We start from the raw sequence: 21,510 nt of genomic DNA on the forward strand, positions 1-21,510 counted from the left end.
TTTTTTTGAAAGAAGGAAAAAACATGGCAGCAACTTATACCCAAGATGAATTGATTGCTTTACGCCGCAGCCTCCACAAAATTCCAGAAATTGGCCTAGAGGAAGTAAAAACCCACGAATTTTTAATGCAGATGATTCAGGCAAATATGAAAGAGTTTATCGAAGTCAAGGAATGGCAGACAGGCATTCTTGTTAAAATTAACGGAACTGAGCCGACCAAAACAATCGGCTGGCGGACTGACATTGATGGTCTACCGATTACCGAAGAAGTTTTCTCAGACTTTCAATCCACTCATCCCGGACAAATGCACGCCTGTGGCCATGATTTTCATATGACGATTGCTTTAGGTCTTTTGCGAGCCTTAAGCGAAACACAACCGAAAAATAATTATCTGCTGTTGTTTCAACCAGCAGAAGAAAACGAAGCTGGTGGCATGATTATGTATGAAGGTGGCGCTTTTGATGATGGCTTTATGCCAGATGAAATTTACGCCCTCCATGTTTCGCCAGAATTGCCAGTGGGAACCATCGGCACTCGTGTGGGAACATTGTTTGCTGGCACCTGTGAAGTCGAAGTCAATTTAAAAGGTAAGGGAGGGCACGCTGCTTTTCCTCATCAAGCCAACGATATGATTATTGCCGGCATGGAATATATTCAACAGGCTCAGACTGTGGTCAGTCGCAGCGTAGATCCAATTCAAGGCGCTGTCGTTACCTTTGGTACCTTTTACGCCGGCACCGCCCGCAATGTGATCGCTGGTCAAGCACAGGCCGCCGGTACAATTCGCACGTTAACCCAAGAAATGAATGAACTAACTCAACGGCGAATGCAGGAAATCGGCGTCGGCATTGCCGCCTCCTTCCAGTGTGAAGTCGAAGTTATTTTGGATCAAAAAGGCTACTTGCCGGTTGTGAATCATCAAAAGGAAACGGAACATTTTATTGATTTTATGGAAGCCCAAGCTGATGTTGAATTGAAAATTATGCAACCAGCGATGACGGGAGAAGATTTTGGTTATCTGTTAGATAAAATTCCCGGCACGATGTTTTGGCTAGGTGTGGATTCTGAATTTGGTTTACATCATCCAAAATTTCAGCCACAGGAGTCAGCCTTAAGCTTTGCTGTTGACCGTGTCAGCCGCTTTTTGAAATCTTTGGATAAATAAAAAAGCTGTGAATGTTTTAAACAAAGCCTGCTGAGTAAATTTTTTCAGCAAGCTTTTGTTTTAAACATCACAGCTTTTTTTGTTTAAACCGTTACGATAGGGGTGCTGGGAATCGTAAACCCAGCATCGGTTAATTCTTTGACATAAGTTGTTAAAAAATCTTCCTTGATAATGGCCTGTAAGCCATTCAACACATACATGGTGGTTCGTATCGCAAAATTTCCATTGCCTAAATCAACTAAACCAAAAATAGAGGGACCATTTTGAATATCATCATGGTATTTTTTAGCCAGCTCTTGATTAACCTTTTCAATAATCAAATTGATTTGGTCTAAATCTTCATCTTGCTTAATCCGCACATCGACTTGAACTAACATATTAGAACGGGAAAGGTTGCTGATGGTCGTAATGTTCCGGTTAGGAATAAAATGCAGCGTGCCGTCAATTGATTTGACTTGAATACTGCGAATCCCGATGTTCGTGACAGTGCCTTCGATGCTTAAATTCGTCAATTTAATATAATTGCCAACATCCATCTGCTTTTCTAAAATAATAAAAAAGCCAGTGATAATATCATTCATAAAGCCCTGAGCACCAAGTCCGATCGCCACACCGGCAATCCCGGCACCAGCTAAAAGGGAGCCAACAGGAATGCCAATTGTCGACAACAGGGAATAGAGAAAGAAAAAGACTAAGATATATGAATACGTATTTCCTAACAGCGTATGGATGGTTTTTAAGCGGCTCTCACTGAGACTCGCTTTATTAGCGTAGCCTTTATACAAATGATTAATCACTGCCCGACCAATTTTCGCCAAAAGTAAAAATAAGACAACAATAAAAAGAATATACAGGGTTTTCTCAATAATCGTTAACGTAATCTGATCCCAATCGATGGAATTCCAAAAGCGTTGCAACGCATTTAATTTTTGCGTGGCCTCTTGGGCAATATCAACGGAGGAAGATTCTGTTGTTGCAGTAGCTAGTATAAGTTGTTCCAAGTCATCAGGACCTCCTTTTTTATTCGATAAACTCAAGTGTAGCAGTAAAAAGTCAAAAAGAAAACTTGTTTTCTGCAAGTTTTCTTTTCCTTTACTCTTTATTAACTTAATAACGTTTGTCTAAAGCATATTTTGCAATATGAACGGACAAATCACTGCAGCGTTCTAAATTAGAACTGATATCGATAAATAAGACGCCGTCTGATGGTCGGCCTTGGCCGGTGGTCATCAATTGAATGTATTTGGCCCGTAATTCTTCCACCATTAAGTTGACTTGTTCTTCTCGGTCCATCATTTCATGGGCTAGTTGCTCGTTGTCTTCGTGTAAAAGACTCAATGCAGAGGAAAGATTTTTTTTGACAGTTGCAAAGAAGGTGAAGATATCTTGGTCTTGTAAAATTAAATCATTGCGCAGGTCAGCTTTTTTCTGGCGTTTATCTTTGCTCCGCTGCTTTTTCTCAATTGTCGCCGCATCTTCCAGCAGCTCAATAATATTTTTGCTGTGATCGCCAACCCGTTCCATATCCTTAGCGATTTCTAAGAGCATCGTCTGATCGTGACTTTCTTTGATTGTCAATTCAACTGTGGCTAGCTTTGCCAAGTAAAGGGTCAGCTCAGTGTCTAAATGGTTGATGGCATCCTCATATTGAAGCAAATCCTGTTGCTGTTCAGGATTTTGTTGTTGATAGTAGGTTTCGGCAGCTTGAAAGGCGGCTAAGACATAGTCCCCCATATTTTGCAATTCAATACGGGCCTGTTCAATTGCCAGGCTCGGTGCCGTATAAATTAAATTTTCTGCCAATTGAATGGGGCGGATATCGAGATTTTTTTCTTTGCCGGGAATAATTTTTTGCACAATCGTAGCAATTTGATTGATAAACCAAATTTGCAAACACAGATTTGCTAGATTAAACATCCCATGGGCAACGGCAATCTGCATGGCAGGATTCAAACCGAAAATATCTGTGATGCGAATCAAAATACTTGTAAATGGCCCCAACAATAACGTAAAGATGATTGCCCCGACTAAATTAAAAATTACATGGGAGGCAGCCGTTCGTTTAGCAGCGATGCTGGTCCCAATCGCTGCTAAAACTGCTGTGATAGTCGTACCAATATTATCGCCAAATAAAATCGGCAAGGCTGCCTGCAAACTTAAACTGTTTTGGGTGTATAGTTGTTGCAAAATCCCAATTGTCGCACTGGAGCTTTGCAAAATCATGGTCAGCAGTGTTCCAATGCCAACACCTAAGATTGGATGATGGGAAACATTAATCATTAATTCTTCAAATTGCGGCAAATCCTTCAAGGGTTCCATCGCATCCCCCATCAAAGTCAAACCGAAAAATAAACAGCCGAAGCCAAATAAAATTTGGCCGGCGTTATGTAACACTTCGCGCTTTGTAAAAAATAAAAGCAAAGCACCAATCCCGATGATTGGTAACGAGTAGGCGCTCAAGTTAAAGCCGATGATAAAAGCCGTCACTGTTGTGCCGACATTGGCGCCCATAATGACACCAATCGCTTGTTTTAAACTCATAAAGCCGGCGCTAACTAAGCCGACAGTTAAAACGGTTGTACCGGAGCTACTTTGAATTAAACCGGTTACAATGATTCCCGCTAGGACAGCCCGTAATGGCGTCGAGGTAAAGCGATTTAAGACTTCCTTTAACCGGTCACCGGCAGCCTTTTGTAGACCGTCACCCATATATTTTATTCCAAAAAGAAAAATTCCCAAACCACCTAAAAAGGTAAAGAGCATTTCTTGAAACGACATTGGTTCACCTCCGCTTTTTTTACCAATGTAAGCATACTCAAAAAGGCAGGATATGTAAATACTCTCACAAAGAAAATAAAAATGAAATTATGATGACAAAATTTTCTTCAAATGTTAATATGATACTACAGTTTTTAGAAAAAGAGGTTATGTGTATGGTAAACATCGATTGGAACAATTTAGGCTTTGAATATATCAAAACGCCTTTTCGCTATATTTCGACATGGAAAGATGGCATCTGGGACGAAGGACATCTGACAGAAGACAACACACTGCATATTAGTGAGTCATCAACGGCTTTGCATTACGGCCAACAATGTTTTGAAGGCCTAAAAGCTTATCGCAGAAAAGATGGCGGGATTAATTTATTTCGTCCAGATGAAAATGCCAAACGGATTCAAAGAAGTGCTCATCGCTTATTGATGCCGGAAATTCCCGTGGACAAATTTATTAACGCTGTCAAAGATGTTGTTAAAGCAAATGCTGAATACGTGCCGTCTTTTGAAAGCGGCGGAACATTGTATCTGCGGCCTTTATTAATTGGTGTCGGGGATACCATCGGTGTAAAACCTGCTCCTGAATATATTTTTACCGTGTTTTGTATGCCAGTTGGACCGTATTTTAAAGGCGGTCTAACGCCGACCAACTTTTACGTTTCAGATTACGATCGGGCGGCTCCCCATGGCACAGGTGCTGCTAAGGTCGGCGGAAATTATGCTTCTAGTTTAATGCCTGGAGAAGAAGCCCATGCGAAAAAATTCTCTGATTGTATTTATCTAGATCCAGCTACCCATACTAAAGTTGAAGAGGTTGGTTCGGCAAACTTCTTTGGAATTACCAAAGACAACACGTTTGTGACACCAGTTTCTCCTTCAATTTTACCAAGTATCACAAAATATTCACTGTTGTATTTAGCTGAAAATCATTTAGGTTTAAAGGCTGAAGAGCGGGACGTTTTTGTTGATAATTTACAAGAATTTGCTGAAGCAGGGGCCTGTGGAACAGCGGCGGTGATTTCGCCCATCGGCGGGATTCAAAATGGTGACGACTTCCACGTATTTTACAGTGAAACCGAAGTCGGACCAGTAACTAAAAAATTATACGAAGAGTTAACCGGTATTCAATTTGGCGAGGTCAAAGCGCCTGAAGGTTGGATTTATACCGTCGAAGTTTAACCAAATTAAGAACATCCTTAAAGTCAGACTCACCAAGCTGACTTTAAGGATGTTTCAATTTACAGCAGAAGTTTGACAACGCCCATTGTTTTTTAATATCGTTTAAGTATCATTAAAGTAAGTACTGTTGAAAGAAACGTTAGAAAAAATTTTAGATTGGCGAAAGACAAAAAATTTGAATTTACTGAGGAGAAGGCACATGAGGGAAAAAGAATATTATGCCGTTGTCGCTATGGAGGAGGCTGCCGAGGTCCAGCAGGCTTTAGCAAAAGCGCTGCACTTTGGTTATCAGGATACACATCCAGCTCGGGACTCACAGACAAATGCCAGTGAAATCCTAACAGAATTTTACCAACTGACCGCCATGATTGAAAAATTACAGGATTTAGCAGTTTTGCCGCAACTAAGCGAGCCGGAAATCACCGCTATCAAACAAAATAAAATGGCTAAAGTAAAGCATTACTTAAATTATTCTCAAGAACAAGGCTTAATTGAGCCATCTTAAGGAGCAGCTATGAAAAAAATTGTTGAACATATGCGAAAAAATGAAATCGTTTTCTCTGGTGGGTTATCTGATTTAGCCTTAGCCGAACTAGAAAAAATTTATCACATCAGCTTTCCAGAGGTTTTAAAAGTCTTTTATCAGCTGGGAGTGCCAAGACAAGCAGGATTTATTCAGTGGCAGGATACTAGTCGAGAGAACCGTGAAATCATCGAGGAATTGATTGCCCGCCCAGAACTACTCACAAGAAGAATCATTACCAATTATCCAGATGAAATTATCTGGAATCAGCGAGCATGGGGGAGTCAGCCCGAAACTTTATTAGAGCAACAGCAAATCCTTTATCAACAGCTGGAAAGAGCACCAAAACTATTGCCTTTTTATGGAAATTTTTATTTGCCAGAAAGTTCAGAAGAAAATTTGCCAGTCATTCAAGTAGCAGGTGGTGAAATTAGCATTAAAGAAAATTTTGCCGATTTTCTTGAGATACACTTTACGCATTCAAAGGAGCTTTCTGAGAAGGGGAAAAGGAAAGCTACTGAGGTTACTTTTTGGTCTGATTTTAGATTAAAGGCTGAAACAGAGGAGAGTTAACTAGCATAGCTGAAAAATTATCAGAAGGTTTCATGATGCACGGTAGTTTCAGATCTTTGAACCAACAAATGCAACGGACAAAACTTAATCAAAAGTTTTTTACCTTGGATAGTATTTTTTCGAGCAAAAAAAGGGAGGATAGATTTTTTTATACTAACTTGCTTTTCTCGCCAAAATCAATCATCAGGCTATCCAAGTTTAGAAAAACGATAAAAAAATCCCTCAAAAAAGAGGGATTTAATGGTTTAAGTTAAATGAACGCCTTTATCAACATAGACAATGTCACCAATACAGCCAGAAGCTAAGGGGCTGATTAAAAAGGCGCAGGCGTTGCCGACTTCTTCAATTGTCACACCGACTTTATCCGGTGTGCGATCTTCAGATAACTGAATCAATTTTTGGTAATCCTTAACGCCAGTCACGGCTAATGTTTTAATAGCCCCGGCGGAAACACCATTGACCCGAATGCCTTTTGGCGCTAATTCAGCGGCTAGGTAACGAATGCCTGATTCCAAAGCGGCTTTTGCAATGCCCATCATGTTGTAATTAGGAATCGCCCGAACAGCTCCTAAATAAGATAGGCTGACAATCCCACTGTTTTCATTTAATAAAGGTAATGCCCGTTTGGTCACGGCAATTAGAGAAAAGCTGCTGATGTCTTGAGCCAGTGCATAGCCGTCACGACTAATATCAGTGACATCTCCAGAAAGTTCTTCTTTTTTAGCAAAGGCAATTGCGTGCAAAATTCCGTCAATTTTGCCGACTTTGTTTTCAATTTCTGTAAAGGCTTGATCGATGCTCTCATCGCTAGCCACATCACATTCCACTAATAAAGGATCTTCACCAACTAAGCGTTCCAAAGGTTTTTTCATGCGTTCATTTTGATACGTATAGATGATTTCAGCACCTTGGGCAATCATCGCACTAGCTGCTCCCCATGCGATACTTCTTTTGTTGGCAACTCCCATCACCAAGATTTTTTTTCCTTTTAAAAATGTCATTTTAATTGCGCTCCTTCATTTCGTTTAGAAAAATTTTGGCTTTTTCAACCAAGAAAAATAATAGATAATTGTAGAAATAAAAAGAATAAGTTCAAAATAGGTTTCCTCTACGAATAACTATTATTAGATAAAATGTTTTGATTGTCAAACTATTTTTTTGAAATTTAAAAAATTATTGCGAAATCAACTATTCTATGATACTTTGAATATCAAAGTATTTAATAAAACTAAATACCACAATGAAATTCAGAAAGAGGTCGATGATTTTGACACCTGTATTAACTGCTGTAGAAGTGATGGAAATTATTCCTAATCGCTATCCCATTTACTATATTGATTACGTTGACGAACTTGAACCCGGCAAACGCATTTTAGCCACTAAAAATGTTACGATTAACGAAGAATTTTTCAATGGTCATTTTCCAGGAAATCCGGTAATGCCTGGGGTTTTAATTTTAGAAGCCTTGGCACAAGCGGGTTCTGTTTTAATTTTAAAAACAGATGAATTTATCGGCAAAACGGCTTATATCGGCGGCATTGACAAAGCCAAATTCCGCCAAAAAGTAGTTCCAGGAAATGTTCTAAAATTAGAATTTATCATTACGAAAGTCAAAGGCCAAGTCGGAACCGCCGATGCAAATGCCTATGTAGATGGAAAAAAAGTTGCGGAATGCCAATTTACTTTTATTGTTGGCCAAGAAGCCCAGCAGAAATAATTTCTTAAATTTTTACCAAGAAAAAAGATTACTTTTCAATTTTTGAAAAGTAATCTTTTTGTTTATTCTGCTTCTTGAATAATATCAATCCGCTCAATCGTCACATCCGTTTTCGTTCCGTTATCAGAGCCGTCATCTAAAGCGGCGATGGCATCGACAACATCCATGCCTTCAATTACTTGACCGAAAACAGTATAGCTGCCATCTCCATACGGATAGCCGCCGTTTTTATAAGCATCAAAAATGGCTGATGGATATTTTGAAGAAGATAAGCCTTTCGTGACATCATCACTATTTTGGACAATAAAGAATTGGCTGCCATTACTGTTAGCAGCGCCGGTATTGGCCATTGATAGAGCTCCGCGAATATTATAAAGTTGATTTGATTTTTCAACGCCAAAGCCTTCGCCCCAAATACTTTCACCACCGGAACCAGTACCAGTTGGGTCACCGGCTTGAATCATGAAATCATTGATCACTCGATGGAAAATAATGCCATCATAATAGCCATCTTTTGCCAGAGTCATAAAATTTTCCACGGCCTTCGGTGCTAAATCAGGAAAAAGTTTCATTTTGATTGTTCCCATGGAGGTCACCATGTCCACAACATCTTCATTGGCGGCAATTTCAGTTGTCAATTGCGGCAACTCCAAAGAGTCCAAGTCAACAGCTTGACTGCTGCTAGCGGCTGTGCTGCTTGAGCTACTGGATGTGGCAGAGGAGCTGGCAGTGGTCTCTGACGTGCTGGAGCTGCTGCTTTCATTTGTTGAACCGCAGGCGCCTAAAAATAAAGTCAGGGCTGCGACTAACCCAAATTTCATTACTGTTTGCTTTTTCATTCTTTCAATCCTTTCTTTCTACAAGTAATATGATAACAAACATCTAATTTTTTTCCAGAAAAATTTTTAAAGCCTTACCAAAGGTGTAGACCAATTAAATTTCCAATGCTATAATAAAGTATCTTTTACTAGGAGGCAACAGGAATGGGAAAATTAGGTATTTCAATTTATCCAGAGCGTTCAACATTTGAAAAGGATAAAGCGTATTTAGATTTAGCACATAAATATGGCTTTAAACGGGTTTTTACAAGTCTCTTACAAATCAATGATGACCAAGAAAAAGTTTTGGCTGATTTTACTGAAGTAGTCACTTATGCAAATTCTTTAGACATGGAAGTGATGGTAGACATCAATCCAAGTTTATTTGAACAATTAGGCATCTCTTATGACGACTTATCTTTCTTTCATAAAATGGGAGCATATGGTGTTCGTCTGGATGTCGGATTCACCGGTGCCGAAGAAGCCCGCATGACGAGAAATCCTTATGGAATTAAAATTGAAATCAATATGAGCTCCGGTACAAATTACGTTGACAATATTATGAGTTATTCTCCTAATACGGATAATTTATTAGGCTCCCATAATTTTTATCCTCATCGCTATTCCGGATTGAGCTATGAACATTTTGTGTATTGTTCAGAAAAATTCCGCAAGTATAATTTAAATACAATGGCTTTTGTCAATTCCCATGCAGCAACATTTGGACCTTGGCCAACCCAAGACGGCCTTTGTTCTTTAGAGGACCATCGTGAATTGGAAATTGCGACACAGGTGAAGCATTTAGTTTTAACTGGTTTAATCGATGATATTCTAGTCGGTAATGCTTACGCTTCAGAAGCTGAATTAAAGGCGATGAATGAAGCCTTCTTTGCACCGTATCCAACGATTAAAGTGGATGTCTATGAAGACATCACCGAAAACGAACGGATTTGCTTGTTTGATAATCTTCACAGCTATCGTGGTGATCGCTCCGCCTATATTTTGCGTTCAACGATGACGCGGGTGTATTACAAAGATAAAGATTTTCCAGCTCACAATACCCGTGATATGGAAAAAGGCGATGTCTTAATCGACAACGTCGGCTACGGGCAATACAAAGGGGAAACCCAAATTGCCTTAAAGGCCATGAAAAATGATGGCCGCGTCAATGTTGTCGGTCGGATTGCCGAGGATGAATTATTCTTATTAGACTTCTTGAAACCTTGGTCTAATTTTAAAATGATAGAAAACCAAAAATAAACTAGCAGTAAGAGTCTGGGAAAGTTTTGTTAAAACGAAACTTTCTTAGGCTCTTTTTACGTTAAGAAAAAAATGAAGCCAGCTTTTCTTTTAAAAATGGCTATTTCCAGTCAATTTATTCCCATTGCCTGAGAATCTTTGTTAAAATAGTGAAGAATATGGCTAGCACTTTCAGTCAAAATTGAAATAACTTATCAGAAACGGAGTTCACCAAATGACAAAGAAAAAATTATTATTAGTGGATGGCAACAGTGTCGCATTTCGCGCTTTTTTTGCTCTGCACAATTCACTTGATCGTTTCGTAAATAAAAACGGCTTACATACAAATGCCATCTACGCCTTCCATAATATGTTTGACAATATTATGACCAAAGAACAACCGACCCATGTTTTAGTCGCCTTTGATGCAGGCAAGACCACCTTTAGAACAGAAATGTATGGCGAGTACAAAGCGGGGCGGGCTAAAACGCCAGGAGAATTTAAAGAACAGCTGCCTTACATCCGGGAAATGCTGACTGGTCTTGGTGCTAAATATTATGAACTGCCTAATTATGAAGCCGATGATATTATCGGCACCTTGGCAACCCAAGCGCCGAAGGATGAGTTTGAAGTGGTCATTGTTTCCGGTGACCGAGATTTAACACAACTAGCCACCGATGATATTCGTGTGGAGGTGACAGTCAAAGGTGTCAGCGAAATCGAATCCTACACACCAGAGCATATCGCTGAAAAATATGACGGCTTGACGCCTCAGCAAATTATTGACATGAAGGGATTAGCAGGTGATGCCTCTGACAATATTCCTGGTGTGACCAAAGTTGGCGAGAAGACCGCAATCAAATTGCTGAATCAATTTGGAACAGTCGAAGGCATTTATCAGCACATTGATGAACTAAAGCCGAGTAAAATGAAAGAAAATCTGATTCATGATAAAGAGCAGGCCCTACTTTCAAAAAAACTGGCTACGATTGATGTCGATGCACCAGTGACGGTTACCCTTGATGAAACAGTCTATCAAGGTAAAGACTTAGAAAAATTAGTGCCCTTTTTTAAGGAAATGGACTTCAAACAATTTTTGACCAAGCTAGATGTTCCTGAAGAGGCCAAAGATTTAGAAGATGTCTTATTTGAAGTGGTGGATGAATTTTCTGCTGAGATGTTTACCTCAGAACAGGCCTTATACGTTGAAATGCTGACGGATAATTATCACACCGCTGACATTGTCGGTGTTGCTTGGGGCACCAAGAAGAAAGTTTATGTGACTAACAATCCGGCACTGTATGAAAATGAGCATTTTTTAAAGTGGTTAACAGATGAAAATCAGTTGAAATTTGTTTATGACGCTAAACGGACCTATGTCTCACTGACCCGTATGGCTGCCCGAGCTCAAGGTTTGGATTTTGATGTCTTATTAGCGGCCTACTTGTTAGATACAAATGACAACAGCAATGATATTGAAGGTGTCGCCCATCATTATGGCTACACAGAAATTGAATCAGACGATGCCGTTTATGGTAAAGGCGCCAAAAAAGGACTGCCAGCAGATGACGAAGTCTTTTTCGCTCATTTGGCCCGCAAGATTGGTGCCATTCACTTTTTAACCCCTAAACTGACAGAGGAGCTAACAGAAAAAAATCAGTGGCAACTCTTTACTGAAATGGAATTACCGCTATCAAAAATTTTAGCAGAAATGGAAATGACTGGCATCACCGTCGACGCTAGCCGCCTACAGGAAATGCGGGTCGAATTTAGTCAGCGGCTGAAAGAAATCGAAGAAAAAATCTTTGCGGAAGCCGGCGAAGAATTTAATTTGAACTCGCCAAAGCAATTAGGTGTGATTCTCTTTGAAAAAATGGGCTTGCCGGTCATTAAAAAAACCAAAACCGGCTATTCTACGGCGGTTGATGTTTTAGAACAGTTGCGGGAACAAGCGCCCATCGTCGATGATATTTTGACTTATCGTCAGATTGCCAAAATTCAATCAACTTATGTGGAGGGCCTATTAAAAGTAATCGCGACCGACGGCAAAGTCCATACACGCTATATTCAAACCTTGACTCAAACCGGTCGTTTGAGTTCAGTGGATCCGAATTTGCAAAATATCCCGATTCGTTTAGAAGAAGGCCGCAAGATTCGTCAAGCCTTTGTTCCGAGTGGAAAAAATTGGCTGATTTATTCTTCCGATTATTCACAAATTGAGCTGCGAGTCTTGGCCCATATTTCCAACGATGAGCATTTGAAAGCGGCTTTTGTGGAGGGGCAAGACATTCATACGAGTACAGCGATGCGAGTCTTTGGGATTGAAAAACCTGAAGAGGTGACAGCTAACATGCGTCGCCAAGCCAAGGCGGTCAACTTCGGCATCGTTTACGGCATTTCCGATTATGGTTTATCGCAGAATCTAGGAATTTCCCGTAAAGAAGCCCAACAATATATTGACACGTATTTTGATCGCTATCCCGGAGTTAAAAAATACATGGAAGAAATTGTCAGAGAAGCCAAAGACAAAGGCTATGTTGAAACTTTATATCATCGCCGCCGTTATTTGGCAGACATTAATTCCCGTAATTATAATTTGCGCTCCTTTGCCGAGCGGACTGCGATCAACACGCCAATTCAAGGTAGTGCTGCCGATATTTTAAAAATTGCGATGGTCCAGTTGGCAAAAGAATTGCAGCAGGCAGACTTAAAGGCGACCATGCTGTTACAAGTTCATGATGAATTAGTCTTTGAAGTTCCTGAAGATGAATTGGACAAATTAGATAAATTAGTCCGCAACGTAATGGAAAACGCAGTCGAATTGTCAGTGCCGCTTTTAGCCGATAGCAACTGGGGCAAGACTTGGTACGAAGCAAAATAGTTTTTATTTTAGATAGAGAAGGTGCGAACGATGCCGGAATTACCAGAGGTTGAAACCGTCAGAAAAGGTTTGGTTCAGTTAGTCAAGGACAAGACCATTCAGCGGGTCGAAATTTTTTGGCCGCGGATTATTGAAAATCCTGAGGTGCCGATTTTTGCAGCAGAATTAGCCAACGAAACAATTCATGACGTTCAGCGGCGAGGCAAGTTTTTAATCTTCAAACTGGACCATTGGGATTTGATTTCCCATTTAAGAATGGAAGGCAAGTACGAATTTTTCCCAGCTGACGCACCGCTGACAAAACATACCCACGTCGTGTTTCATTTTACAGACGGCAGCCAGCTGCACTATCATGATGTTCGCAAATTTGGCCGCATGACCTTAGTAGCCAAGGATCAAAGTAATACTTATAAAGGTATAATGCAGTTGGGGCCAGAGCCTTTACCGGATTTATTCACCTTAGCCGATTTTACGACAGGATTAAAAAAATCCAGCAAAGCAATCAAACCGCTGCTGCTAGATCAAAAATTAGTCACCGGCTTAGGTAATATTTACGTGGACGAAGCACTTTGGGAAGCGCAAATTCATCCAGAACAGCCGGCCAACACCTTGAAGAAAAAAGAAATTGAAATTTTGTGCTTAGCCATCATTGATGTATTAGGTCGAGCGGTGGCAGCTGGCGGCACTACAATTCGTTCTTATCTCAATGCCTTAGGTGAAGCAGGGAAATTTCAACTCTCATTAAATGTTTACGGGCAAACAGGTCAGCCTTGTCCTCGTTGTCAAACGCCGATTGTCAAAATTAAGGTCGCTCAAAGGGGCACGCACTTTTGCCCCCATTGCCAAGTTTTGAAAGTGAGGGGCAGAAAATGAGCTTTGTTTTAGGAATCACCGGCGGCATCGCCACCGGAAAAAGTACGGTGGTCAATATTTTTCGCCGGTTTGATTTTCCGATTGTTGACGGAGATGTTGTCGCTAGAAAAGTGGTGAAGCCGCAAACTGAAGGGCTTCAGGAGGTTGTTGCAGAATTTGGTACAGAAATATTAAATACCGACCACAGCCTTAATCGCAAAGCCTTAGGTAGAATTGTCTTTTCCGATGACCAGCGGCGCCGGCGGTTAAATGAAATCTTAAATCCTTTTATCCGACAACAAATTTTAGCCGAAATTGCTGCTGGAAAATTAAGTAGCCCACTGGTGATTGTCGACGTGCCTTTATTATACGAAGGCCATTACGAGCATTATATGGATGCGGTGGCGGTAGTCTATTTACCAGAAGAAATCCAAGTGCAGCGACTCATGCTCAGAGATGGTTTTGATATGGCAACCGCTGAAACTAGAATCCATGCCCAGATGTCAATTGAAGAAAAAAAAGCGCGGGCCAATATTATTTTTGACAATCAAGGTTCACCCGCAGAAACCGAAAAACAAGTTATCGATTGGTTAAAAAACAACGACTTTATCCGCTGATTCAATCATGTTATAATAATAGACAAGAAAGAAATGATTGTTATATTATTGAGGGATTGAAATCTGCCAGAGCAAAGGTTGAGTTAAAAAAATTAATTGAATTTTTTACAAAACCAGTTTGCTTGAGCATTTTTTCAAACTCAATTTGAGGAGGAAATCGGATGCGTTGTCCAAAATGTCAACACAATAATTCACGGGTTATTGACAGCCGTCAAACAGATGACGGTCGCACGATTCGCCGTCGCCGTGAATGCGAAAACTGCGGCTTTCGTTTTACTACCTTTGAACGAATTGAAGCAGCACCGTTACTAGTAGTGAAGAAAAATGGTTCTCGAGAAGAATTTAATCGTGATAAAATCCTGCGGGGGTTGATTCGCTCTGCTGAAAAGCGCCCGGTTGCGATGGAACAGATGGAACAGGTTGTCGATGATGTTGAAAATCGGGTTCGTTCGCTTGGTGAAAATGAAGTCTCGACCAATTTAATTGGTGAATACGTAATGGAAAATCTAGTCAACTTAGACGAAATCGCCTATATTCGTTTTGCCAGTGTCTATCGGCAATTTAAAGACATGTCAGTATTTTTAAAAGAACTACAAGAAATCGTCGACAAAGCCAAAAATGGAGACGAGTAAGGAGGGGTTGCCGTGGAAAATGCTTGGGATGAAGTCTTACCAAAATATTTATTTCAAGTGGGCAAACAATTGCCTTTAGGTGATCGCAGTCAGGAAACCCTTGTGCAATTGTATCAGCCGATTATCGGTGCCTCCGCTTTAGCCTTGTATTTTTCCTTTTTAGGAGAAATAAAATGGCAGTATGGTCTAAGTGAGATTGCCCTCCATGCCGATCTACTGACGGATTTAAATGTTGGTCTGCAATTATTTTTTGAAGACCGCCAAAAATTAGAAGCGATTGGCTTATTAAAAAGCTATTACCAAGAAGATGCCCAATTGGGCCGCAAGTATCTTTATGAATTGCAGGAACCTTTAACGCCGGAAGCTTTCCTACAAGATAGTCTTTTGCATTTTCTTTTGAAGGAATATGTTAGTGAAACGAAATATGAGCGCCTCCTGCAGCGCTTCAAACCAAAAACTTTGGATACTACTGGTTTTCAGGAGGTCACTAAAAAATTTAAGCAAATTTATTCCTTTAATGAAAGCCGTTTTTCAGAAAACTTTGGCAGGCTTGAAGAAAGCGCTGCTGACTTTTCTCTGGAGAGTCCGCCGGGAATTGAGCAAGGTGAGGATTTGGATTGGCAGTTAATCGAAGCCAACTTAGCTCGTTTAGGTGTGACCACTTCTTTAACAGCTGAGGAAAAGCAAGATATTTTTGTTCATCATGTGATGTATGGCTATGAAGAAATCGAACTTAGTGAACTGTTAGCCAGAACCTCTAATTTAACGGAACAAAAAATTTCCTTAAAAGATTTTCATAAGGCTGTCCGTCAAGCAGCACAAACAATGCCTGTCATGAAAAAAAATACTGATGATACTCCATTAACTGAGCCGCAAATCAAGCTAAGCGAGACAGATCAGAAAATTCGTCGGGAAAATACACTTAAGGCAGAGGGCTTTTCACCGCAAGATATCGAATTAATCAAAGAAGCAGAGCTCTATCCGCCGATGACTTATTTTCAAGCCTTGAAGGAAGCCAAAGGCGGTTTTATCGGCGATCCTGAGGTTTGGATTGTTAAAAATTTGGTGGATCGCTCCGGTTTACCGGCAGCGGTCGTCAATATTTTAATTCACTATGTGTTGGTTGCTAAAAATGCACCAGTGTTAAATGGCACCTACGTGAATTCGATAGCCAATGAATGGGCCCAAAGCGGCATTAAAACGCCGGAAGCGGCTTTAAAACATGCCCGGGATTTGAATAATAAGCCGAAACAAACCAAAAATTATCGCAATACTAATCGCAAAGTGCGCAGGGAAAAGGTCCCAGAGTGGATGAATCAAAAAACCTTACCAGAGGCGCAAATTGCCCCAGAGCGCCAAGCGGAATTAGATGAAATGCTGAAAGACTTTTTGAAGGAAGGTGACTAGCCATGGAGGATATGGGAAAAGAATTGTCACAAATTATTCGCAAAGGAAATTACCAGGACAAATTAGCGGAAATGGTTCAAAAAGTTTTACAAGATCCAGATGTCGCAGCCTTTATCGCAGAGCATCGTGATCAGCTCACCGATGCTGATATCGAAAAAAGTTACGCAAAGCTCTATGAATTTGTTCAAGAAAAACGCAAATACCAATTAAATGATCCCACAATGATTGCTCCGGGCTACGAACCGCAGCTGGCGATGAATTTTCATTTTATCGATGTGACGTATGTGCCAACGGAAGCCTTGATGGCCCGTAAGCGGGAGGAAGAAATCCGCAGTCGCGTGCGGGCAGTGGATATGCCAAAAGATATTCAAGATGCCTCCATCGCCAATTTTGATCGTGACACCGAAAGAAGTGCTGCGCTGATTGAAGCGATGACCTTTATCAATGAGTTTGTTGCTACACCCAAAGATTTTCATAAAGGCCTGTATTTAGTGGGAGATTTTGGTGTTGGCAAAACTTATTTATTAGGTGCCATTGCCCATGAGTTAGCTGTCAGAGGGTTTGAAACAACACTAGTTCACTTTCCGACCTTCACAGTGGAGATGAAACAAGCAATCGGTAATGATTCTGTTGGACCAAAATTAGACGCTGTAAAAAGAGCGCCGATTTTAATGCTGGATGACGTTGGGGCTGATTCAATGAGCCCTTGGATTCGTGATGAAGTATTTGGTGTCATTTTACAGCATCGGATGCAGGAGCAATTACCAACCTTCTTTTCTTCCAACTTTAACTTAACGGAGTTTGAAGAACACCTCAGCGTCTCACAAAAAGGTGATGAGGAACCAATCAAAGCCAAACGGATTATGGAACGGGTCCGCTACCTCACAAAAGAGGTGTGGATGTCCGGTCGCAATCGCCGTCACGGTTAAAAATTTGCTATTTCTTTTAGATAATAAAAAGCCCTGTTAACGTTAGATTTTTAGTCTAAGGTTGACAGGGCTTTTACAACTATCCAGTAAATTATTATTTAGAATCATGGGCTGGTCGATCAGATGACCCTAAGACGGTCCCCATGATTTTTTTCAATGGAAAATAAACTAGCGAAACAATCACGATTGTCATAATCACATTGATTAATGAGGCTGGGAGTTTGGTAGCAGCACTGGTGAAGGCAACTGGCAAAGACGAACCGGCAATTAAAAAGGTAACGGTATTTTTCAGCTGTGTCATAATTAGTTTGGCAATCCCGGTGACGACACCAACGCCCATCACTTGCCAGACATTCGTCAAATTCTTTTTGAAAAATAGAATTGCTAGAGCTGCTGCTCCGCCGACGATAAAACTTTCCAAAAGAAAATAAGGCGCTTCAGTTGCATAACCACTGAGAATATCAAAAATGAAAAAGCCTAAACCACCAGCTAACGCACCTCTTTTATAGCCGATTAAAAGCACCGCCAATAATAAAACGGCATTGCCCAGATGGACAAAGGCGCCTGTCGGCATTGGAATCCGAATATTGGTACCGATAACGGTCAACGCAGCAAATAGCGCGACTAAAATAATACTTCTTAAACGTGAATTTTTTATCATAATTTACTCCTTTAATTAATTGATGGTTGATTATTTTTAGAAGTCATCCGATTTTGGGCTTGATTATAGGCACCATGCCAGACATGACCCAAATACTGATTAATTTCTAGGCCTTCTTGAATAGCGGCAGCCACAAAGTCTTTGGCTAAGACGACAGCTTCAAAGACAGAAAGCTCCTTGGCTAAGCCCGCCGTAATTGCGGCGGCAAAGGTACAGCCAGCGCCATGATTGAAATCTGTTTTAAACAGAGGATTTTCTAAAATTTCAAAATTGCGGCCGTCAAAGAACACATCCAGCGCTTTTTCTCCGCCGAGACGATGGCCGCCTTTAACGATGACATTCTTTGGTCCCAGCTGATAAATTTTTTCTGCCGCAATTTTCATTTCAGCTAAATTTTCTAACGGCGGCATTTCTGCCAAGATGGCCGCCTCCACCAAATTCGGCGTCATAATTGTCGCTAAAGGTAAGAGGTTTTTTTTAATCGCCATCACATTTTCACTTTGAAATAAATCCTGCGTGCCTTTACTGGCAATAACTGGATCAATCACAACATTTGGCATCTGATATTTTTCAAGATAATCTTTGACGACTTCAATTGTCCCGACATCACCCAATAAACCAGTTTTCACAGCCGCTAGCGGTCCGCCAGTAAAAATACTTTTTAGCTGTTTAGCCACTAGCTCTGGTGAAAAGCTAGTAACTTCATGGGACCAATTTTGATCTGGGTCCATCGTCATCACACTTGTAATCGCCGAAAAACCAAAAGTGCCGTACTCTTGAAATGTTTTTAAATCTGCTTGAATGCCTGCTCCACCAGTCGAATCAGAGCCGGCCACGGTCAACACTTTTTTAATCAATTTCCTCCTCCTTTCAAATTTTCTTTTAATGTAATTTAGTATAAGGGAAGGCTGATTTGACAGAAACAGCCAATTGGTTTATTTTGAGGTCATCCAATTATAAAAAAGAAGGTAAAGCTATGGAATGGCGCTTACAAAAATCAACGGGACCGATTTATCTGCAAATTATGGATTTAATTATTGAAAACATTCAACAGGGGCAACTGGAAGCCGGCGAAAAAATTCCGACTGAACGGGAGCTGGCAAAATTATTTGCTGTCAACCGTACGACAGTCGTCCATGCGCTGGATGAGTTGGCCAGTTTAGGCTGGCTGATACGTAAACAGGGCAGCGGTACGAGGGTAAATGAAGGAAATTGGGGACGCCAAGCCTTGCCCCGCACAAATTGGCAGGGGATTTTACAGCAAACGGCTTATAATCGCCAGCATCCTTTTTTACTGAATTTAAAAAAGCGATTAGCAGACTCGGAGGTACTAGATTTATTTACCGGTGAACTGCCTCATCAACTGATTCCGAATTTTCAGCTGCCGAGTTTTCGTTGGGAGGATTTTTTAGCTGAAGAGAATCAGCTATCAGCAGCGGGGTATTTGCCGTTGCAAAAAGCCATTCAAGAAGGATTACATAATGACCATCAATTAGAGGTTTCCCTTGAGGATATATTAATTACCTCCGGGGCTCAACAAGGGTTATTTTTATTGCTACAAGTGTTACTGGCACCGGGAGATAGTGTAGCAATTGAAAATCCTTCATTTTTGTATAGTTTGCCAATTTTTCAGGCTGCTGGAATTTCACTTTTTGGCGTTGGCTTGGATCAAGAGGGCATTAAACTAAACGAATTAAAGCAATTAATTGTCGCAAAAAAAATTAAAATGCTGATTTTAAATCCGACCTACCAAAATCCTACTGGTATCGTGATGTCTTTGAAGCGTCGTCAAGAAGTTTTAGAGCTTTGCGGCAGATATCAAATTCCAGTTGTGGAAGACAATGTCTTTGGCGAGATTAATTTCACCAAGAAAATTCCTTTGTTGAAATCACTTGCCCCACAGCAAGTGATTTATCTCGGCTCACTGTCAAAAATTTTAGGCGCCTCAACTAAAATCGGTTGGCTTTTAGCTCCTCATTCCCTTATGGCTCCCTTGATTGAAGCTAGACAGGTGATGGATTCCACAGTCAGTATTTTTCCGCAAGTCCTTGCCACAGCTGCATTAAATGATCAGACTTTTTTAAATCAGCGACAGCAATTAGTGGATGCCTTAGCTAAACGAGCCGCAGATTTTCTGAAGCTGGTAGCCCCCTTTGAAAAAGACTGGCAAATTAGCGAGATTAAAGGTGGTTTTTATGTCTGGCTGACCTGGCAAAGAGGGGACATCGCTAAAAAGAATTGGCAGCTTTTTTTGGAGAAAGGTTTGCTAGTTGCTCCGAGTTTTCTTTTCTCCAATGAAAAAAATGCCCTACGCATTAATTTTAGTCGATTGGAAGAAGCAGATTACCCTAAATTTTTTGAGATTTTTTCTGAAATCACCGATACGCTGAAAAAAAGCTGAAACTTGTGCTAAACTTACTAAGAATGGAGATGATATTATGAGTGACACCCTTGATATTTTATTAAACCATCGGACTTATCGGGATTTTGATGCCGATTATCAATTGCCTCAAGAGGATTTACAAACGATTTTGACGGCCGCCCGTCAGAGTGCGAACTGGATGAATGGTCAAGCCTACAGCATTTTAGTTATTCAAGATAAAAAAATTCGTGAGCAATTAGTCGAATGGAACCCAGGAAATCCCCATATGCTAAATAGTTCGGTCTTTTTATTATTTGTCGGCGATTTGCATCGGGCAAAAATGATTAGCGAGCATTATCATACGGCTTCGACTGTTGGCGAAAGCTTAGATCATGTCTTAGTGGCAACGACTGATGCGGCGATGGCGCTCCAAAGTGCAATTGTCGCCACCGAAGCACTAGGCTTAGGCTGTGTTCCAGTGGGATCCGTTCGCAAAAATATTGAAGAACTCGCTGAGTTGTTGCATTTGCCAGAGCAGATGTTTCCTTTATGCGGCTTAAGTATCGGCAAACCGAGTGTTGCCATGAAGGTCAAGCCAAGACTACCAGAAGAGGCCGTCGTTTTTTACGACAGTTTTAAAGATTATGACTATCCGGTTTTAGCAGAGTATGATCAGACGATGGAAAAATTTGCAGAAGCCAGAGAAACCAAACTGTGGACAGTCAAATTTAGAGATTATTACGAAGCTCGCGCAAATCAAAAGGTTGATGAGTATTTTAAAAAACATCACTTATTGAATGATTAACTGCTTTTTAGGTTGACTTTCTTATTTTTACGGCATAAAATCAACATGTAAACAAAATTAAATAATTGTTAGGTGAGGCTCCTATATGGACATATGCTACTGCCGCGAAAGAATCGAGAGACTCTTAGTTGGTAAAACAAGACTTCGTCGTGAAGGCGAGTCTAAAGTAGCTGTAATCAATCTTGATTAATTACGCCCTATAGTGCTAAAGCTCAACGATGGTCATGAAATCAAATTTTTCCCATGCTCTCGTTGAGTGTGGGTTTCTTTTTGTCTAAGAAACCTCCTATAATTTATTTAATAAAAAATGACAGAGAGGATTGAGGCGTTATGGATCACCCTGAAGGACAGAGGCCATACAATATTCTGCATTTG

20 protein-coding genes and 1 riboswitch are annotated in these 21,510 nt (G+C 40.6%); of the genes, 14 read left to right on the plus strand and 6 right to left on the minus strand.

The annotated features are described in order from the left end of the window. The first annotated feature begins 23 nt into the window (after nt 1-23). Nucleotides 24-1,166 (plus strand): N-acetyldiaminopimelate deacetylase, encoded by a 1,143-nt coding sequence (locus ORH16_RS06650; RefSeq protein WP_265457348.1) that lies wholly within the window; start codon nt 24-26, stop codon nt 1,164-1,166. Nucleotides 1,167-1,249: 83 nt separating this feature from the next. Here ORH16_RS06650 and ORH16_RS06655 read toward each other — a convergent pair whose 3' ends face one another. Then, nucleotides 1,250-2,167 (minus strand): mechanosensitive ion channel family protein, encoded by a 918-nt coding sequence (locus tag ORH16_RS06655; protein ID WP_265457351.1) that lies wholly within the window; start codon nt 2,165-2,167, stop codon nt 1,250-1,252. Nucleotides 2,168-2,273: 106 nt separating this feature from the next. Beyond that, nucleotides 2,274-3,944 carry a Na/Pi cotransporter family protein gene (locus tag ORH16_RS06660; RefSeq protein WP_265457353.1) on the minus strand — a complete coding sequence of 557 codons (1,671 nt, stop codon included), beginning with the start codon at nt 3,942-3,944 and terminating at the stop codon, nt 2,274-2,276. A 155-nt stretch (nt 3,945-4,099) separates the two neighbouring features. Here ORH16_RS06660 and ORH16_RS06665 point away from each other — a divergent pair, with 155 nt between their 5' ends. From ORH16_RS06665 to ORH16_RS06675, 3 genes are all read left to right on the plus strand, one after another. After that, nucleotides 4,100-5,119 (plus strand): branched-chain amino acid aminotransferase, encoded by a 1,020-nt coding sequence (locus ORH16_RS06665; protein WP_265457355.1) that lies wholly within the window; start codon nt 4,100-4,102, stop codon nt 5,117-5,119. A gap of 199 nt (nt 5,120-5,318) precedes the next feature. Continuing rightward, nucleotides 5,319-5,624, plus strand: a complete 306-nt coding sequence (locus ORH16_RS06670; protein ID WP_265457357.1) for a hypothetical protein — start codon at nt 5,319-5,321, stop codon at nt 5,622-5,624. Between the two features lie 9 nt (nt 5,625-5,633). Then, nucleotides 5,634-6,215 carry a hypothetical protein gene (locus ORH16_RS06675; RefSeq protein WP_265457359.1) on the plus strand — a complete coding sequence of 194 codons (582 nt, stop codon included), beginning with the start codon at nt 5,634-5,636 and terminating at the stop codon, nt 6,213-6,215. Between the two features lie 245 nt (nt 6,216-6,460). Here the strand turns inward: ORH16_RS06675 and fabI are convergent, their stop codons facing one another. Continuing rightward, complete coding sequence (gene fabI / locus ORH16_RS06680; RefSeq protein ID WP_265457361.1) at nt 6,461-7,216, minus strand: enoyl-ACP reductase FabI; 756 nt, start codon at nt 7,214-7,216, stop codon at nt 6,461-6,463. 266 nt (nt 7,217-7,482) lie between these two features. Here fabI and fabZ point away from each other — a divergent pair, with 266 nt between their 5' ends. Next, on the plus strand, nt 7,483-7,932 hold the full coding sequence (gene fabZ, locus ORH16_RS06685; protein ID WP_265457362.1) for a 3-hydroxyacyl-ACP dehydratase FabZ: 450 nt from the start codon (nt 7,483-7,485) through the stop codon (nt 7,930-7,932). A gap of 62 nt (nt 7,933-7,994) precedes the next feature. On the opposite strand, the gene ORH16_RS06690 is transcribed toward fabZ, so the two are convergent. Continuing rightward, a complete protein-coding gene (locus tag ORH16_RS06690) occupies nt 7,995-8,771 on the minus strand; it encodes a peptidylprolyl isomerase (protein WP_265457364.1) in 777 nt (258 codons plus the stop codon). 144 nt (nt 8,772-8,915) lie between these two features. Here ORH16_RS06690 and ORH16_RS06695 point away from each other — a divergent pair, with 144 nt between their 5' ends. The 7 genes from ORH16_RS06695 (at nt 8,916) to dnaI (ending at nt 17,307) form a co-directional block, all read left to right on the plus strand. Beyond that, the gene (locus ORH16_RS06695; protein ID WP_265457366.1) at nt 8,916-10,010 is read left to right on the plus strand and encodes a DUF871 domain-containing protein; all 1,095 of its coding nucleotides are present in this window, start codon (nt 8,916-8,918) and stop codon (nt 10,008-10,010) included. A 214-nt stretch (nt 10,011-10,224) separates the two neighbouring features. Then, a complete protein-coding gene (gene polA / locus ORH16_RS06700) occupies nt 10,225-12,870 on the plus strand; it encodes a DNA polymerase I (RefSeq protein ID WP_265457368.1) in 2,646 nt (881 codons plus the stop codon). Nucleotides 12,871-12,900: 30 nt separating this feature from the next. Continuing rightward, a complete protein-coding gene (gene mutM, locus ORH16_RS06705) occupies nt 12,901-13,743 on the plus strand; it encodes a DNA-formamidopyrimidine glycosylase (protein WP_265457369.1) in 843 nt (280 codons plus the stop codon). Then, nucleotides 13,740-14,339, plus strand: a complete 600-nt coding sequence (coaE, locus tag ORH16_RS06710) for a dephospho-CoA kinase (protein WP_265457371.1) — start codon at nt 13,740-13,742, stop codon at nt 14,337-14,339. The genes mutM and coaE overlap by 4 nt, the downstream gene beginning before the upstream one ends. A 161-nt stretch (nt 14,340-14,500) precedes the next feature. Beyond that, entirely contained in the window at nt 14,501-14,971 is a 471-nt protein-coding gene (gene nrdR, locus ORH16_RS06715) for a transcriptional regulator NrdR (protein WP_265457372.1), read from the plus strand. Between the two features lie 12 nt (nt 14,972-14,983). Further along, a complete protein-coding gene (locus tag ORH16_RS06720) occupies nt 14,984-16,378 on the plus strand; it encodes a replication initiation and membrane attachment family protein (protein ID WP_265457374.1) in 1,395 nt (464 codons plus the stop codon). A gap of 2 nt (nt 16,379-16,380) precedes the next feature. Next, nucleotides 16,381-17,307, plus strand: a complete 927-nt coding sequence (dnaI, locus tag ORH16_RS06725) for a primosomal protein DnaI (RefSeq protein ID WP_265457376.1) — start codon at nt 16,381-16,383, stop codon at nt 17,305-17,307. Nucleotides 17,308-17,401: 94 nt separating this feature from the next. On the opposite strand, the gene ORH16_RS06730 is transcribed toward dnaI, so the two are convergent. Together ORH16_RS06730 and thiD are read right to left on the minus strand one after the other, a co-directional pair. After that, a complete protein-coding gene (locus ORH16_RS06730) occupies nt 17,402-17,968 on the minus strand; it encodes an ECF transporter S component (RefSeq protein ID WP_265457378.1) in 567 nt (188 codons plus the stop codon). 11 nt (nt 17,969-17,979) lie between these two features. After that, complete coding sequence (gene thiD / locus ORH16_RS06735; protein WP_265457380.1) at nt 17,980-18,825, minus strand: bifunctional hydroxymethylpyrimidine kinase/phosphomethylpyrimidine kinase; 846 nt, start codon at nt 18,823-18,825, stop codon at nt 17,980-17,982. Nucleotides 18,826-18,944: 119 nt separating this feature from the next. Here thiD and ORH16_RS06740 point away from each other — a divergent pair, with 119 nt between their 5' ends. After that, nucleotides 18,945-20,369 (plus strand): PLP-dependent aminotransferase family protein, encoded by a 1,425-nt coding sequence (locus tag ORH16_RS06740; RefSeq protein WP_265457382.1) that lies wholly within the window; start codon nt 18,945-18,947, stop codon nt 20,367-20,369. Between the two features lie 37 nt (nt 20,370-20,406). Further along, nucleotides 20,407-21,135, plus strand: coding sequence for a nitroreductase family protein (locus ORH16_RS06745; RefSeq protein WP_265457383.1), 729 nt, complete (start codon nt 20,407-20,409; stop codon nt 21,133-21,135). 57 nt (nt 21,136-21,192) lie between these two features. Continuing rightward, nucleotides 21,193-21,365, plus strand: a riboswitch (M-box (ykoK) riboswitch). The last annotated feature ends 145 nt before the right edge of the window (nt 21,366-21,510 follow it).

Source organism: Enterococcus sp. HY326 (genome assembly GCF_026157065.1).
Classification (GTDB): Bacteria; Bacillota; Bacilli; order Lactobacillales; family Enterococcaceae; genus HY326.

Excerpts from the sequence above, each read along its gene's own strand:
- ORH16_RS06650 (WP_265457348.1), top strand. The coding sequence starts at position 24 with ATGGCAGCAACTTATACCCAAGATGAATTGATTGCTTTACGCCGCAGC.
- ORH16_RS06660 (WP_265457353.1), bottom strand. The coding sequence starts at position 3,944 with ATGTCGTTTCAAGAAATGCTCTTTACCTTTTTAGGTGGTTTGGGAATT.
- ORH16_RS06665 (WP_265457355.1), top strand. The coding sequence starts at position 4,100 with ATGGTAAACATCGATTGGAACAATTTAGGCTTTGAATATATCAAAACG.
- ORH16_RS06670 (WP_265457357.1), top strand. The coding sequence starts at position 5,319 with ATGAGGGAAAAAGAATATTATGCCGTTGTCGCTATGGAGGAGGCTGCC.
- ORH16_RS06675 (WP_265457359.1), top strand. The coding sequence starts at position 5,634 with ATGAAAAAAATTGTTGAACATATGCGAAAAAATGAAATCGTTTTCTCT.
- fabI (WP_265457361.1), bottom strand. The coding sequence starts at position 7,216 with ATGACATTTTTAAAAGGAAAAAAAATCTTGGTGATGGGAGTTGCCAAC.
- ORH16_RS06690 (WP_265457364.1), bottom strand. The coding sequence starts at position 8,771 with ATGAAAAAGCAAACAGTAATGAAATTTGGGTTAGTCGCAGCCCTGACT.
- ORH16_RS06695 (WP_265457366.1), top strand. The coding sequence starts at position 8,916 with ATGGGAAAATTAGGTATTTCAATTTATCCAGAGCGTTCAACATTTGAA.
- polA (WP_265457368.1), top strand. The coding sequence starts at position 10,225 with ATGACAAAGAAAAAATTATTATTAGTGGATGGCAACAGTGTCGCATTT.
- mutM (WP_265457369.1), top strand. The coding sequence starts at position 12,901 with ATGCCGGAATTACCAGAGGTTGAAACCGTCAGAAAAGGTTTGGTTCAG.
- coaE (WP_265457371.1), top strand. The coding sequence starts at position 13,740 with ATGAGCTTTGTTTTAGGAATCACCGGCGGCATCGCCACCGGAAAAAGT.
- nrdR (WP_265457372.1), top strand. The coding sequence starts at position 14,501 with ATGCGTTGTCCAAAATGTCAACACAATAATTCACGGGTTATTGACAGC.
- dnaI (WP_265457376.1), top strand. The coding sequence starts at position 16,381 with ATGGAGGATATGGGAAAAGAATTGTCACAAATTATTCGCAAAGGAAAT.
- ORH16_RS06730 (WP_265457378.1), bottom strand. The coding sequence starts at position 17,968 with ATGATAAAAAATTCACGTTTAAGAAGTATTATTTTAGTCGCGCTATTT.
- ORH16_RS06740 (WP_265457382.1), top strand. The coding sequence starts at position 18,945 with ATGGAATGGCGCTTACAAAAATCAACGGGACCGATTTATCTGCAAATT.
- ORH16_RS06745 (WP_265457383.1), top strand. The coding sequence starts at position 20,407 with ATGAGTGACACCCTTGATATTTTATTAAACCATCGGACTTATCGGGAT.